General features: G+C 60.2%; 14 protein-coding genes and 1 pseudogene. 7 read left to right on the top strand and 8 right to left on the bottom strand.

Annotated features, from left to right (window positions below):
• Positions 1 to 16 precede the first annotated feature (16 nt).
• The 3 genes from AB4Z13_RS07255 to AB4Z13_RS07245 all read right to left on the bottom strand — a co-directional run bounded on the left by AB4Z13_RS07255 (position 17) and on the right by AB4Z13_RS07245 (position 4,019).
• Positions 17 to 361 carry a cupin domain-containing protein gene (locus tag AB4Z13_RS07255; protein WP_439014665.1) on the bottom strand — a complete coding sequence of 115 codons (345 nt, stop codon included), beginning with the start codon at positions 359 to 361 and terminating at the stop codon, positions 17 to 19.
• A gap of 2 nt (positions 362 to 363) precedes the next feature.
• Positions 364 to 981 carry a LysE family transporter gene (locus AB4Z13_RS07250; RefSeq protein WP_310382947.1) on the bottom strand — a complete coding sequence of 206 codons (618 nt, stop codon included), beginning with the start codon at positions 979 to 981 and terminating at the stop codon, positions 364 to 366.
• A gap of 188 nt (positions 982 to 1,169) precedes the next feature.
• Positions 1,170 to 4,019 (bottom strand): ATP-binding protein, encoded by a 2,850-nt coding sequence (locus AB4Z13_RS07245; RefSeq protein ID WP_442205947.1) that lies wholly within the window; start codon positions 4,017 to 4,019, stop codon positions 1,170 to 1,172.
• 251 nt (positions 4,020 to 4,270) lie between these two features.
• On the opposite strand from AB4Z13_RS07245, the gene AB4Z13_RS07240 reads away from it, so the two are divergent.
• From AB4Z13_RS07240 to AB4Z13_RS07225, 4 genes are all read left to right on the top strand, one after another.
• Complete coding sequence (locus tag AB4Z13_RS07240; protein WP_439014663.1) at positions 4,271 to 5,596, top strand: epoxide hydrolase family protein; 1,326 nt, start codon at positions 4,271 to 4,273, stop codon at positions 5,594 to 5,596.
• Between the two features lie 70 nt (positions 5,597 to 5,666).
• Positions 5,667 to 6,212, top strand: a complete 546-nt coding sequence (locus tag AB4Z13_RS07235; RefSeq protein ID WP_439014662.1) for a hypothetical protein — start codon at positions 5,667 to 5,669, stop codon at positions 6,210 to 6,212.
• 18 nt (positions 6,213 to 6,230) lie between these two features.
• Positions 6,231 to 6,878, top strand: coding sequence for an isochorismatase family cysteine hydrolase (locus AB4Z13_RS07230; RefSeq protein WP_113324460.1), 648 nt, complete (start codon positions 6,231 to 6,233; stop codon positions 6,876 to 6,878).
• 154 nt (positions 6,879 to 7,032) lie between these two features.
• Positions 7,033 to 7,461: an organic hydroperoxide resistance protein gene (locus tag AB4Z13_RS07225; RefSeq protein WP_310382943.1), complete on the top strand. Its 429-nt coding sequence runs from the start codon at positions 7,033 to 7,035 to the stop codon at positions 7,459 to 7,461.
• A 192-nt stretch (positions 7,462 to 7,653) separates the two neighbouring features.
• On the opposite strand, the pseudogene AB4Z13_RS07220 reads toward AB4Z13_RS07225, so the two are convergent.
• Positions 7,654 to 7,809: pseudogene (locus tag AB4Z13_RS07220) on the bottom strand (type 1 glutamine amidotransferase domain-containing protein); the annotation flags it as partial.
• Positions 7,810 to 7,824: 15 nt separating this feature from the next.
• A complete protein-coding gene (locus tag AB4Z13_RS07215; RefSeq protein ID WP_439014661.1) occupies positions 7,825 to 8,769 on the bottom strand; it encodes an NADPH:quinone reductase in 945 nt (314 codons plus the stop codon).
• 152 nt (positions 8,770 to 8,921) lie between these two features.
• On the opposite strand from AB4Z13_RS07215, the gene AB4Z13_RS07210 reads away from it, so the two are divergent.
• Positions 8,922 to 9,251, top strand: coding sequence for a winged helix-turn-helix transcriptional regulator (locus AB4Z13_RS07210; protein WP_310382941.1), 330 nt, complete (start codon positions 8,922 to 8,924; stop codon positions 9,249 to 9,251).
• Between the two features lie 179 nt (positions 9,252 to 9,430).
• On the opposite strand, the gene AB4Z13_RS07205 is transcribed toward AB4Z13_RS07210, so the two are convergent.
• Together AB4Z13_RS07205 and AB4Z13_RS07200 are read right to left on the bottom strand one after the other, a co-directional pair.
• Complete coding sequence (locus AB4Z13_RS07205; RefSeq protein ID WP_439014659.1) at positions 9,431 to 10,714, bottom strand: O-acetylhomoserine aminocarboxypropyltransferase; 1,284 nt, start codon at positions 10,712 to 10,714, stop codon at positions 9,431 to 9,433.
• Positions 10,715 to 10,831: 117 nt separating this feature from the next.
• A complete protein-coding gene (locus AB4Z13_RS07200; RefSeq protein ID WP_310382939.1) occupies positions 10,832 to 11,260 on the bottom strand; it encodes a CoA-binding protein in 429 nt (142 codons plus the stop codon).
• Between the two features lie 119 nt (positions 11,261 to 11,379).
• Here AB4Z13_RS07200 and AB4Z13_RS07195 point away from each other — a divergent pair, with 119 nt between their 5' ends.
• Together AB4Z13_RS07195 and AB4Z13_RS07190 are read left to right on the top strand one after the other, a co-directional pair.
• The gene (locus tag AB4Z13_RS07195) at positions 11,380 to 11,703 is read left to right on the top strand and encodes a hypothetical protein (protein ID WP_113324465.1); all 324 of its coding nucleotides are present in this window, start codon (positions 11,380 to 11,382) and stop codon (positions 11,701 to 11,703) included.
• Between the two features lie 481 nt (positions 11,704 to 12,184).
• The gene (locus tag AB4Z13_RS07190; RefSeq protein ID WP_439014657.1) at positions 12,185 to 13,021 is read left to right on the top strand and encodes an EamA family transporter; all 837 of its coding nucleotides are present in this window, start codon (positions 12,185 to 12,187) and stop codon (positions 13,019 to 13,021) included.
• Here AB4Z13_RS07190 and AB4Z13_RS07185 read toward each other — a convergent pair whose 3' ends face one another.
• A complete protein-coding gene (locus AB4Z13_RS07185) occupies positions 13,022 to 13,855 on the bottom strand; it encodes an enoyl-CoA hydratase (protein ID WP_439014656.1) in 834 nt (277 codons plus the stop codon).
• Between the last annotated feature and the right edge of the window lie 217 nt (positions 13,856 to 14,072).

Genomic DNA, 14,072 nt, shown 5'->3' with positions numbered 1-14,072 from the left:
CCATCCGGGCAGCTTTTTAGACCTTGATCACATAATCCTTGCGAGTCGTTTCAACGACTTCCCAGGTTCCTTTAAAGCCTGGCCTGAGGATTATCCGGTCGCCCGCCTTCAGATGAACCGGCTCACCGCCATCCTCGGTCACGATCGAATGGCCGGAGAGCAGGCTGAAATATTCCCACTCCTCATAGACGATCCGCCACTTGCCAGGCGTTGCCTCCCAGATGCCGGAATATAGGCCGCCCTCGGCCTCCTCCAGGTTCCAGGTGCGGAATTGCGGATTGCCGGAAATGATGCGCTCGGCGGCGGGAGCGCCGACTTCCGGTTCGACGCTGTCGATATCGAAGGAGATCATGTTTGCCATGGTTATCGCGCTGAGGTCAGAAGTTTCAGGCCGAAGCCCATGAAGATGACGCCGGCCGCGGCGTCAAGTGTTCTACGGCCGCGCGCATAGACGCCTGCAACGGCAGGGTTGCGCAATACTGTCAGCACGAACGAGTACCAGAGCGAGGAGACCAGAACCATCGTGGCGACGGCAGCAGCACCCTGCATCCAGCTATGCTCGGCCGGCAGCGTCGCCGCAAAGAGCGAGGCGACGAAGAAGGCCGATTTCGGATTGGCGAGGTTGGTTGCGAGCCCCGAATAGAAAGCCTGCTTCGGGCCGATCCCTGCCCGCACGGCTTGCGGCTCTCCACTGCCCGCCTTGCGCCAGGTGCTCCAGACGAGCTTTGCACCGAGGAAGCAGAGATAGAGCCCGCCGGCGACCTTCAGGAACAGATAGGCGAAAGGTGCGGCCGCAAAGAGTGCGCTGATGCCGAGCCAGCCGGCGAGCCCCCAGCAGAAGGTGCCTAGGATGACGCCAGCGATGACGGCCACTGCCGCGCTTCGCGAACCCTCCAGCGCCGTCCGGACGACGATGAGGAAGTTCGGACCTGGCGTGATGGCGGCCACCGCCCAGATGGCGGCGACGGAAAGCAAAAACATGAAGGCTTTTCCTCAGGTGTAGTCCGTCACATAGCTTTGACAGACTTCTCATTGAAATCAAACGATTTTAGGGATGATAGCAGCCACCATGTCCGGCAATTTCCGCGAATGATCGGCTTGGCCGCCTTCACGCCAAATCCGTCACCACCAATAAAAGATCGCTGCAATTACAGCGCGCTCCGTGCCTCTCAGCCGGCTTGCGCGAGCGCCTGCGCGGCCGCACGAAGAGCGGGCGTGTCCCTCCCCTCCGTCAGCCGCTCATAAACGGGTCGAAGCAGCCCATCGGCTTCCTCGGTCCGCCCATGCTCCGTCCAGAGCCTCGCCAGATCAGTTGCCGCCCGGATTTCCCAGGCGCCAGCGCCTTGCCTGCGGCTCACGTCCAATGACAACGTAAAACAGGTCTCTGCATCCATGTGGCTCAGTCCTGGTGCAGCCAAAAGAATGCAGCCCCTCAGCCGCAGAAGCTCCGGAAGGTAGGAATAGTAGCCCTTTTCCTCGATCAGCTGCTCGGTTTCCTCTGCGAGTTCCCATGCTTCGGCAGATCGCCCGCCGGCCAGAAGGCCCATGATGAGAACGAAGTGGAACCGCACTGTGAAGAGTTCGAAGCGTGTGGCGTGAAGATCCTCCAGCTGTTTACGCAGCGCCGTAACGCCGGCTTCGAAGTCACCCCGCCGTATCGCGATCTCGGCCTTGTAAGCATGCCCCATGGAGAGATATGGGCCGAAAGCCTGGGTCTCCGCGCGGGCGATGAAGGAAACCAAGTGTTCCTCCGCCACGTCGAAATCGCCGATCCACAGAAGCGTCGCGATCGAACTCAGCGAGATCGCGAAGGATACGGGATGGCGCATCGTCTCCGCATCCTTGAAGCATTGGCGGATCACCGCGCGAGCCCGGTCGGTATGGCCTTCCAGCCAGAGATTTGTCGACCAGCCTATCCTGGCCCAGGTGTAGTGATCGAAGCCGTAATGCATCTGCTTGCTGGCTGGCGAAAGAGCGGGCTCGACAACGGGTTTCAGCGTCGCATGTGCTTCAGCGAGGCGCCCGACCAGACAGTAAGAGAGGCCGAGAAGAGCCCTGGATAGCGTGGTCGCCGCAGGATCGCCTATTCGATCGGCGATCTCGGTGCAGCGCTCGGCGTATTCCACGCATAGCCTGAACTCGCCGCTGCGCAGATGGAAGAAGTGGATCGGTCCCAGCAGTCTTGCGGCATTGAGGTCGTCGCCGCGCGCTTCGGCTATCTCCAGACTCCTGTTCAGCGCGGCAGCCGACATCTCGTTGTGGCCTCGCATGAACATCATCGATACTCCGAATGCCGCCTGGAGCTGCATCTCCTCGCTCGTGCCACGGGTGGCATCGTCCAGCGACTGGAGTGCGCGCTCCGTCCATCGTTGGCACTCCGGCAGCAAGCCCATCGCACGGAAGACAGGAGCAACGGAGGCGACAAGGCCGACCCCGAGCGATGTGTCGCCGTTCTCTCCAAAACACCATTCAAGTGCGCTGCGAACGTTATCGACTGCATTGAAGTGCGGCGCTCGCTCCAAGGGGGTCGAGAGCGACGTCCACTCGCTGCCGTTCTGTTCGAACCAAAGGCGGCAATAGGCTGCGTGCCGCCTCGCCAGTTCCTGCCACTCGTCGTCCCTGCCGAGTTCGATCACGTAGGCGCGCGTGGTGTCGAGAAGCCGGTAACGCATCATGGCACCGATCGGGCGGGCGGCCACCATCGACTTTTCCACTAGATTGTCGATAGCCGCAAAAACCGAAGCACGATCGAGCGTGTCGTTCGTCACCACCTCCAAAGCAGCATCGAGTGGAAAATTTCCCACGAACACCGCGAGCCTGCGCAGCACCGCACGTTCGGTTTCGGACAGAAGCCCATAGCTCCAGTCGAGGGTGGCCTGCAGCGTTTGCTGGCGCGGCGGGGCTGTCCGCAAACCCTGCCACAGGTGTGTCAGCCTTTGATCGAGCAATGCTGCGGTCTGCTCCAAACCATAGGCCTCGACGCGTCTGGCGGCGAGTTCGATGGCCAGGGCGACCCCGTCGAGCTTTCGGCATATGTCGCAGACAATTGCAGCTTCGGCCTCGTTTCCGTCGAGTTGGGCACCGCTGGCTATCGCACGTTCGACGAAAAGCTGCGCTGCCGGATATTGCTGAACGGCTGCGGACGGCGCTTCATTGACTTCCGGTGGATATCCCAAAGCATCCAACCTGTAGATGCGCTCGCTGTCGATGCGCAGCGCCTCACGGCTCGTCGCAATGATATGCACCTGTGGTGCGGCGTCCAGAATGGACGAAGCAATGGTGGCGACCGTTTCCACCAGGTGCTCACAGGTATCGAGGATCAGGAGAAGGCGTTTGTCCCTGAGAAACCGCATCACATCGGGTGTCGCGTCTTCGGCCTGGACCGGAAGTCCGAGCAGGGCAGCGATCGTCGTCGCAGCAAGTTTCGGATCGGCGACCACGCCGAGATCAACGAACAGCACGTGTCCGGCAAAAACCTCGGCGGCCTGATGGGCTGCAGCAATCGCGACGGTCGTCTTTCCCACTCCGCCCGGGCCGACGATCGTGACGAGCCGGGAATCCGTCAGTTGTGCGCCCAGCTTCATGACATCGACGTCACGGCCGACCATTCGGGCGAGCCGTGGAGGAAGGTTCGCATGCGGAAACACGTCCTCGACGAGCGGGCTATCGCGATGATCGGGCAACACGGCGACAGTGGGTGCGACGAAGCAGTAGCCCCTCCCCGCAATCGTGGTGATGTAGCGCGCGCCGTCCTGGCCATCGCCGAGGGCCTTGCGTAGCCCGGCCATATGGAAGCGAAGGCTGCCTTCCTCGACGAGGGCGTCGGGCCAGACCCTGTCCATCAGCTCCTTCTTGCTGACGATTTCATTTGGGGATGTCACGAGCGCTACAAGAATGTCGAGGGCACGTCCGCCCAGTTCCACAGGGACACCCTCCCTGCTCAGAAGCCTTTCGCCTACCGCCAGCTTGAACGGTCCGAAGCGAATTCCCTTGATATCCCCGACTGCTACGATCGCCATGGCTCATCCCTCTGGCCGACGTCTGTGCGCTGGCGGACATTAGTCCAGCAGTTCGATCCGTGCCACTACCCGAAGGTATTGAAACGGGAGAAAAACAGTCGATGCGCGAATATCGGCTGTTGTTAACATGCTCCGCTTTCGTCTCCTGACAACAGCTAACAACGCATAACGGGCGCTTCTCGGCATACGGCAGTAGGTTTCGGTCAGCACAAACGTGCAACTGCAACATCCTGATCCCCGAGGAGAAAGCCATGATCAAGACCGAAGTCGCTGATGCAATCGACCAGGACCGCCGCCGTTTTCTCGCCGCCGCCTCCCTGGGCGTGGCGGTTGCAAGTTCAGGCGCGCTTCTGCCTTCCCATCTGCTTGCTGCCACAGCCGATGAGGCGATCAAGCCGTTCCACGTTCATTTTCCGAACGAAACCCTCAAAGACCTCCATCGCCGCGTCGCCGCCACACGCTGGCCGGATCGCGAGACGGTGAGCGACCACTCGCAGGGCGTTCAGCTCTCCACCATCAAGAAGCTCGCCGACCACTGGGCCAAGAACTACGATTGGCGCAAGGTCGAAGCGAAGCTCAACTCCTACCCGCAGTTCATCACGAAGATCGATGGGCTGGACATCCACTTCATCCATGTGAAGTCCAAGCACGAGAATGCGCTGCCGATCATCATCACCCATGGCTGGCCGGGATCGATCATCGAGCAATTGAAGATCATCGGGCCACTGACCGATCCGACAGCGCATGGCGGCAGCGCCGAAGACGCCTTCCATGTCGTCATTCCCTCGCTTCCCGGCTATGGTTTCTCCGGCAAGCCGACTGAGCCGGGCTGGAATCCGCCGCGCATCGCCAAGGCCTGGGCCGCGCTCATGCAGCGTCTCGGTTACACGAAGTATGTCGCCCAAGGCGGTGACTGGGGCAATGCCGTCACCGAACTGATGGCGGTGCAGGAACCGGCCGGCCTTCTCGGCATCCACACCAACATGGCGGCCACCGTACCTGCCGATATTGCCAAGCTGCTGTCGTCAGGCGCCCCCGCACCCGACAGCCTCTCGGCCGATGAAAAGCGCGCCTATGAGCAGCTCGACGATTTTTACAAGAACGGCCTCGGTTATGCGATCGAGATGAACAACCGGCCGCAGACGCTCTATGGCATCGTCGACTCCCCGATCGGCCTTGCCGCCTGGATGCTCGATCATGACATCCGCAGCTATGACATGATCGCCCGCGTCTTCGACGGAAAACAGGAAGGGCTTTCGAAGGACGATATCCTCGACAACGTCACGCTCTACTGGCTGACGAACACCGCAATCTCTTCCGGCCGGCTTTATTGGGACAACGCCCACTTCCCCTCCGGCGGTTTCTTCGATCCGCGCGGCATCAAGATACCGGTCGCGGTCAGCGCCTTCCCCGACGAGATTTACCAGGCTCCGAAGAGCTGGGCCGAGAAGGCCTATCCGCAGCTCATCTTCTACAACCTCCCATCCAAGGGTGGCCACTTCGCAGCCTGGGAGCAACCCATGTTCCTGACCGAAGATCTGCGCGCCGCGTTCAAGCCGCTTCGCAAATCGATCTGACAACAGGGCGGCGCGGTGCGCGCCGCCCGACACAGCGATCTCAACCCCTTATCGAAGAAGGAGACAGACAATGCGCGACAATCAGATCGTCGATTCCAGCTTCACCGCCATCATCAATGCGCCGATCGAGAAGATCGACATTCCCAACTGGTGCTTCACACTGCCGGAGAAGGAATATCAGTCCTGCTCGCCAGCCCATATCGCCGCCGGCTTTACGACCGCGCCTGACGGCACGCGCATGTCGATCAACGTCGAGACGATCGGCGGCAGCCTGATGGTCCAGCACTATGTCGAGACGCTCGGAGAGAAGGATCATCTGATCCTCGATTCAGACTCCGACGTCTTCACGCCGACCGGCCGCGTGACCATCCATGTGACCTGGGAATTGAGCGTCAAGGCAATCGACAAGGACCGCTGCGAGTTCACCAACCGCGTCCAGTCCTTCGCCACCGACGAAATGTTGGCGAACCTGGATCGGCAGGGCATCCCCTTCGAGGTGTTCCGCACGCAGCGCCAGCCGATGTCGATCGCCCATAACAAGGGTGAGACGCCGCTCTTTGCAGCGAGCATCGAGCGCTTTGCGCTTCGTAACCAGTCATCGTCGAGAGCCGCCTAAGCGCCAAAGGAGGATGCGATGACCGAACTGTCCTACGAACACGGCATTACCGGGCTTCTGGTGGTCGACCCGTATAACGACTTCATTTCCGAAGGAGGCAAGATCTGGCCGCGCATACAGGCGGTCGCCGAGGCCAACAATTGCGTCCCGCACATGGAGCAGATTCTCAAGGCGGCACGGCAGGTCAAACTCCCCGTCTTCTTCGCGATGCACCACCGCTTTCGCGAAGGCGACTATGAGAACTGGAAGTATATCGCCCCTATTCAGAAGCTGGCCTGGAAGCGCAAGACCTTCGAGTTCGGCACCTGGGGCGGAGAATTCAAGGCGGAGTTCGTTCCTGCTGCGGGCGAGGTCGTGGCATCGGAGCATTGGTGCTCCAGCGGCTTTGCCAACACCGACCTCGACAACCAGCTCAAAAGGCGGGGCATCCACAGACTGATCGTCATCGGCCTGATCGCGCATACCTGCATCGAGGCAACGGTCCGCTTCGCAGCCGAGCTTGGATACGACGTGACGGTCGTGAAGGACGCGGTCGCCGACTATTCCGACGAGATGATGCATGCGGCGCTGGAAATCAACATGCCGAACTACGCCAGCGCCATCGTGACGACCGAGCAAATCCTCGGAGCATTGGCGGCCATGCAGAACATGGCACCGGCGGCGTAACCGGCCGTATCGAGAGCTGAAGGAGGTCGGCCGAATGGCCGTCCTTGGCGCCCACGGCATTCGCCAGCGCTCATAGACGTCGCCGACGCCTGACCGAAGAAGTAAACACCCGCCCAACAGGGGCATCCGCAACGAAAGCAAAAAGGAGTGCGTCATGGACCAGAAAATGAACCCCAAAGTCCTCTACACCGCAAAGACACACGTCACCGGCGGTCGCGAACACGGTGTCGCCCGCAGTTCCGACGGGCGTCTCGATGTAAGGCTCGGCGTACCGGGCACGGCGCGCATCGGCACCAATCCCGAGCAGCTCTTCGCAGCAGGCTGGTCGGCTTGCTTCGAGAGTGCCATCGGGCTCATCGTGAAGAAGAAGCACATCACGCTCGGCGGTGACGTCACGATCGATGCCGAAGTCGATCTCAACCTGTCCGACACTGACGGCTACTCGCTGACCGCTCGCCTTAACGTCGGCATTCCAGGCGTAGAGCGCGACGTCGCCCAATCGCTGATCGACGAGGCGCATCAGATTTGCCCGTACTCGAAGGCAACGCGCGGAAATATCGACGTCACGATCAAGCTGGTCTGACGAGGCCGACTGGCCGCGACCGGTGCCAAGAAGGAGCGCCTGCAGTAACGTCAGGCCTTCGTGATCGCGTTAACGCAGTCGCTCAACAAGGACAGTCTGGAAGCGGTCCACGCTTCCAGACTGTCCTCCGAACAACTCGATTGCCCGCCTGCCACAACGGATCGACGTACTGGCGCCGTCTACTTCATCGGCTTACGCCAGCTTTTTCAAGGCGGCGACCGGTTCCTTTGCCAGCGGTCTCGCCGAGGCAGGGTTCTGGCCGGTGATGAGGCGGCCATCAACGACGACATGGGGCTCCCAGTTGGCCACGGACGAGTACTGGGCACCCTCCGCCGTTAAGGCGTCCTTGGCCCAGCCGGCAGATCAAAAGCCGATCAGAATCTTTCCGACAATCTTGCCGCTTTCCTGCAGTTCATGCGCCTCAGCGATCTGATCCAGCACGAGCGTCACCGCGATCTTCGGAACGTAGGCTCCCGAAGCCGCGCAGGCAGAGACTTCCTCGGCCGCTTCCCGCATCGCTGGTTCCGGCATGGTGTAGACGTAGACGAAACGGAAAGCGAAGCCACCGAGCAGCGCGGGGAAGAAGGGGATCGAGAGCGTGGCTTGCGGCGACTCCGTGGAATAGGCCGAGACAACGCCGTCACGCGCGAGACAAGCGACTGCGGTGTCAATATTGGCGGTGATGTCCACGTCGACAATACGGTTGACGCCCCGGCCGTCGGTTGCCGATCTCACCGCCTGCGCGACATCCTCCCTATACCTGTTGATGACGAGATCGGCCCCTGCCGCACGCGCGACGTCCGCCTGTTCGTCTCGACTGACAGTCGCCGCCACCCATGCCCCGGCCCACTTGGCGAGAAGAATGGCGGCGTTGCCAACCGAACCCGCGCCTCCCTGGACGAGAACCCGCTTGCCGCGCAGGTCCCCATCGGCGAACAGGCATCGATGCGCAGTCATCGCAGGGACTCCGAGCGATGCTCCGGTCTCGAACGACACGTTGGCAGCAAGTCCGACAGCCTGCCCGGACGGTACCAAAACGAACTCCGCCGCGGTACCAAACGCCCTGCCCGTCTGCGCCATATAGACCCACACCCGCTCGCCGATACGGGCGTCGGGCACGCCGGGACCGACGCGGTCGATGATGCCCGCTCCATCCTGGTGCGGGACGATCCTCCGGAACGGCATCGCCTTTCCGCCAAATCCGGTTCTCGTCTTGATGTCGGAAGGATTGATGCCCGACGCGAGAACCCTGACCCGGACTTCCCCGGCCCCGGGTTGCGGATCGGGAAGTTCGCCGATGGTCAGCACTTCTCTCGCAGTCCCTTGTCTTTCGTAGAACGCAGCTCGCATAACGCACCTCTCACAAAAAGCTCGCTTCCAGCTAGGTGCGACACACGCGAACTTGCAAGTAGGCAATAGTTTTGCTTATAGGGATACAAAGTACACTATTGGAGCGCAGGATGGACGTCGATTATAAATGTCCGGTCGAGATCACCGTGGATGTCACAGGCGGCAAGTGGAAGCCGATGATCATCTACCGTCTCCTCGACGGCCCGCGTCGGTTCGGCGAGCTACGCCGCCTGGTGGGAGACCCGAGCCAGCGTTCGCTCACGATGCAGCTGCGCGAACTCGAGGCCGACGGGATCGTCACCCGCAAGGTCTTCGCGGAGGTCCCTCCCCGTGTGGAATATTCCTTGACCGAGTTCGGGCAGACCCTCGCGCCCGTGCTGATGGCGATGCGGGATTGGGGCATGTCTTTCCGGGACCAGCGCCGTTCGACATCAAGGTGACCTACCCCGTCCGCGACTACAGCTGTGGCCTGCAATGATCTGTTTCGCCCGTCCTGTCTTCTTTCCATGTTGAAGTCTCTCATCTCTACGATACGCAAACCAATAGAGGCGATGTCGATGATGTTCGATGGAAGTCAGGCAATTGACTGGATGATGAGCGAATATGAAGCGATCCGCAGTCAGATCTTCGACAGCGACTGTTCGAGATCGGCGATGATATCCTTAACGTCTTCGATGCCGACGGAGAGGCGCACGACATCAGGCCCAGCGCCGGCCGCAATCCTCTGCTCATCCGTCAACTGCCGGTGCGTAGTGGACGCCGGGTGGATCACCAGGGAGCGCGTGTCGCCGATATTGGCAAGATGCGAGAAAAGCTCCAGCCCTTCGACCAGCGCCTTGCCGGCCTCGTAGCCGCCCCTGACGCCGAAGGTGAAGACCGAGCCTGCTCCCTTGGGCGAGTAGCGCTGCTGCAGGGCGTGGTTCGGGTCATCCTCCAAGCCGGCATAATTCACCCAGGCGATCTTGGAATGGGCCTTCAGCCATTTGGCCACATCAATCGCATTGTCGCTATGGCGCTGCATGCGCAGCGGCAGCGTCTCGATGCCGGTCAGGATCAGGAAGGCGTTGAAGGGCGAGAGGGCCGGGCCGAGGTCGCGCAGGCCGAGCACGCGGCAGGCGATCGCGAAAGCAAAATTGCCGAAGGTCTGGTGCAGGACAACGCCATTATATTCCGGCCGCGGGCTGGAGAGCATCGGATAGTTGCCGGTCTTCGACCAGTCGAAGGTGCCGCCATCGATGATGATGCCGCCCATGGAATTGCCATGACCGCCGAGGAACTTGGTCAGCGAATGCACGACGATATCGGCGCCATGTTCGATCGGCCGGATGAGATAGGGTGTCGCCATGGTGTTGTCGACGATCAGCGGCAGATCGTGGCGATGGGCGATTTCGGCGATCGCGGCGATATCGACGAAGGTGCCGCCGGGATTGGCAAGGCTCTCGATGAAGATCGCCCGCGTCTTGTCATCGATCTTGCTCTGGAAATCATCAGGGTCGTCGGAATCGGCCCAGCGCACCTGCCAGCCGAAATTCTCGAAGGCATGGCCGAACTGGTTGATCGAGCCGCCATAGAGGCGGCGGGCGGCGACAAAATTCTCGCCGGGACGCATCAGCGTGTGGAAGACGATCATCTGCGCGGCATGGCCTGAGGCGACGGCGAGCGCTGCCGTGCCGCCTTCAAGGGCCGCGACGCGTTCCTCCAGAACCGCCTGGGTGGGGTTCATGATGCGGCTATAGATATTGCCGAACTGCTGCAGGCCGAAAAGGGCTGCGGCATGGTCGGAATCGTTGAAGACGAAGGCCGTCGTCTGGTAGATCGGTGTAATCCGCGCGCCGGTCGCCGGATCGGGCTGCGCGCCCGCATGGATTGCCAGCGTGTTGAATCCCGGATCGTTTTTGGCCATGTCGTCCTCCCGTACAATTGTTGACGGGCGCGATCATAGCCGCTCGAATGTGAAAGTTAACCGCGATCTTTTTCAACCGCGGCGCGTTCCGAGGAAAATCCGTTCTGCCCGACCGCGTCAACCAAAAAGACGCGGATACTCGATCGCCGGGCAACGGTTCATGACGACCTTGATGCCGCCGGCTTCGGCCTTGGCGGCGGCCGCGTCGTCGCTTACGCCGAGCTGCGCCCACACAACCTGCGGGCGGGGCTCGAGTGCCAGCGCTTCGTCCACCACCCCATCAAGATATTCGGATGCGCGGAAGACATCGACCATGTCGACCGGTTCGGGAATGTCGGCGAGACGTGCGTAAACGGTCTGGCCCTGGATCTGCTTGCCCGCCTGCCCCGGATTGACGGGAATGACCTTGTATCCGCGCGACAGGAGATAGCCCATGACACCATTGCTCGGCCGGGCCGGATTGGGCGAAGCCCCCGTCAGCGCGATGGTTTTGACGGATTTCAGAATGCCGGAAAGATAGTCGTCGGCGTAGGCATCATGATCCATATCTGGTGTCTCCGGTCTGGTGCCGCAGGAGGCGGATTTGACAGTCGCGATTCATTGAAACCGGGCGGCTCGTTTCGACGTATATATAGGTGCCGGAAATATCAGGGAGAAATTATGCCATGAAAAAAATAATCCTTGCGCTCGCGCTCGTGCTAGCTGCCTCGCCGACGCTTGCGATCTCACGCTACAATCCGCTTGCCATGAGCTGCCAGAGCGTGCGGGCGGCGATCCACAACGAAGGCGCCGTCATCTTTCGCTATACCTCGCCGCGCGGCCTTCCTCTCTACGACCGCTATGTCCGCAACAGCTACTATTGCGACGCGACCGATTATGCGGAATGGACGAGCATTCCTTCCAAGGACAACCCCAAGTGCCGGGTGCTGAACTGCCAGAATATCGACAACCTGGACGGGATGCTGTTCATTCCACACTATAGTCTCTAACTCTGCATTTATTCGGAATTGTGAATATTATCGATCCTTTCGCACCTGCGAAAGGATCGGACGATCAATCTAGGGATACAAAATATCGGCGACACCTCTCCCGGTTGTTAATTTATAATCATTTCAAAGTTATAGAATAATGTCTATATTTCAGCATCATAGGATTGTCGACACTCTCTTTCTACAGATGAATTTCACCTTTCATACATAATTTGATCACGATATGTTCATGCGTCCATTAGCGACATCTCATAGTTGTGTGAGCTGAGCGTAATTGAACGTATTTCGAGCGCACGCAGAAATTGCTACAACGATGGGCAATTGTTCACCTGATCAATCCATGCTATTGAAAATTCGACCGTGCGGAGTACACCTTCCGGGGCAAATCACGCAAACCCAGGTTGTTATTTCAAGGCAGGTTCAAACGGGAAAGCTGTGATGTTTTCCCCAATTTTGTTGCACTGCTCCTGGACCATCCACCTTGCCCCTCGATGTTCTTCTTCTCGTCCTTTTCGGTGCTCTTCTGCATGCGACATGGAATGCCATCATCAAAGCCGGCAAGGACAAATCGCTTGATGCGGCGCTGATCTCTGCAGGCGGCGCGGTCGCCTCGCTACCTTTCCTACCGTTGCTCCCCCTGCCGCAGCCACAGGCCTGGCCCTTCATCGGCGCTTCCGCCATCCTGCAATTTGCCTATTTCCAGCTGGTCGCCGCCGCCTACAGGGCCGGCGATATCGGCCTGGTCTATCCGCTGATGCGTGGCGGCGCGCCCCTGCTCATCGTCGCCACCAGCGGCTTCATCCTGGGAGAGCATCTGACGGGTGGAGCGCTTGTCGGAACCATGACGATCTGCGTTGGCATCCTGACGCTCGCCTTCGAAGCCCGCCACGGCAGCCGTCACGCGATCATGCTGGCGCTCATCAACGCCTGCGTCATCGCCACCTATACCTATGTGGACGGCATCGGCGCACGGCTTTCGGGCAATGCGATTTCCTACACGCTGTGGATGTCGCTTCTGCCGCCGGTTCTGCTCTTTGCCTGGGCGCTTTCACAGCGCGGTCTGTTGACTGTCGCCACTCACGTCAGGCGCAACTGGTGGCGCGGGCTGATCGGCGGGGCGGGCTCGATTGCCTCCTACGGGTTGGCGCTCTGGGCGATGACGAAGGCTCCGGTTGCGACGGTGGCGGCGCTGCGGGAAACCGCCATCCTGTTTGCGCTTGTCATCTCGGTTCTGGTGCTGAAGGAAAAAGCCAGCATCTGGCGTTACCTCGCCGGCATCATCATCGCGCTCGGCGGGCTGATCCTGAAACTTGCCTGATCACTCGCCCTTCCATTCGGGCGTGCGCTTGCCAAGGAAGGCGCCGATGCCCTCTTGCGCATCATCGGTCAGCATGCTGTCGACCATCACGCTTGCGGCATAATCATAGGCTTCCGCGACGGGCATTTCGAGCTGCTTGTAAAAGGTTTCCTTGCCGATCCTCAGCGCCTGCGGCGACTTCGAGGCGATGACGGAAGCGTATTTGTTGACCACCTGCGTGAGGTACTGCTTCGGCACGATACGGTTGACCAGACCGAAATCCTTTGCAGTTGAGGCGTCGATCGTCTCGCCCGTCAGCAACATCTCCATCGCCTGCTTGCGGTGGGCGGCGCGCGAAACGGCGACAGCCGGCGTCGAGCAGAAAAGCCCGATATTAACGCCTGGCGTGCAGAAGGTGGACGTATCCGTGCAGATCGCGAGATCGCAGCTCGCGACGAGTTGGCAGCCCGCTGCGGTCGCGAGTCCGTCGATCTCGGCGATGACCGGCTTTGGCAAGCGATTGATCTCCAGCATCAGATCGGCGGCCAGCGCAAAGGCCTCTTCGAAGAAGGCGACACCTTCGTCCTCGTCGGCGCGATGAGCGGTCAGCTCCTTGAGGTCATGACCGGCGGAAAAGACATTGCCGGTCGAAGCGATGACGACGATGCGGACGTCCTCGTCCTCGGCTGCACCCTGCAGCTCGCCCATCAGCGTTTCCATTGTCGATATCGACAGAACATTGGCCGGCGGATTGTTGAGCGTCAGGCGCAATATGCCGCCGGAAAGCTGACGGAGCACGAGGGCGCCCTCGCCTGAATTGTTGTTGTCCTTGCGGAAGGATACGATCTCGGCCATTGCATGTTCCTGTGTGCTGTCTAAATCCCGCTTTTGTGCCACAAGGGTGGGGCGATTTCGAGCCGAATACCGCAATGCGACGGCCTTGAAGGGCGAAACTTCCTGTTTTCAGGCACCCTAAGATGGGGTATTCACATACCGCACTGTTAAGATATTGTTTTTATTTACTTATTTTTCCGATCGTCAAAATGGCTTGTATTGACCGGCTAATCGATTG

The sequence above is a fragment of the Rhizobium sp. YAF28 genome (assembly GCF_052113285.1).
Lineage (GTDB): Bacteria > Pseudomonadota > Alphaproteobacteria > Rhizobiales > Rhizobiaceae > Rhizobium.
This window is presented reverse-complemented; position numbering and strand designations above follow the sequence as displayed.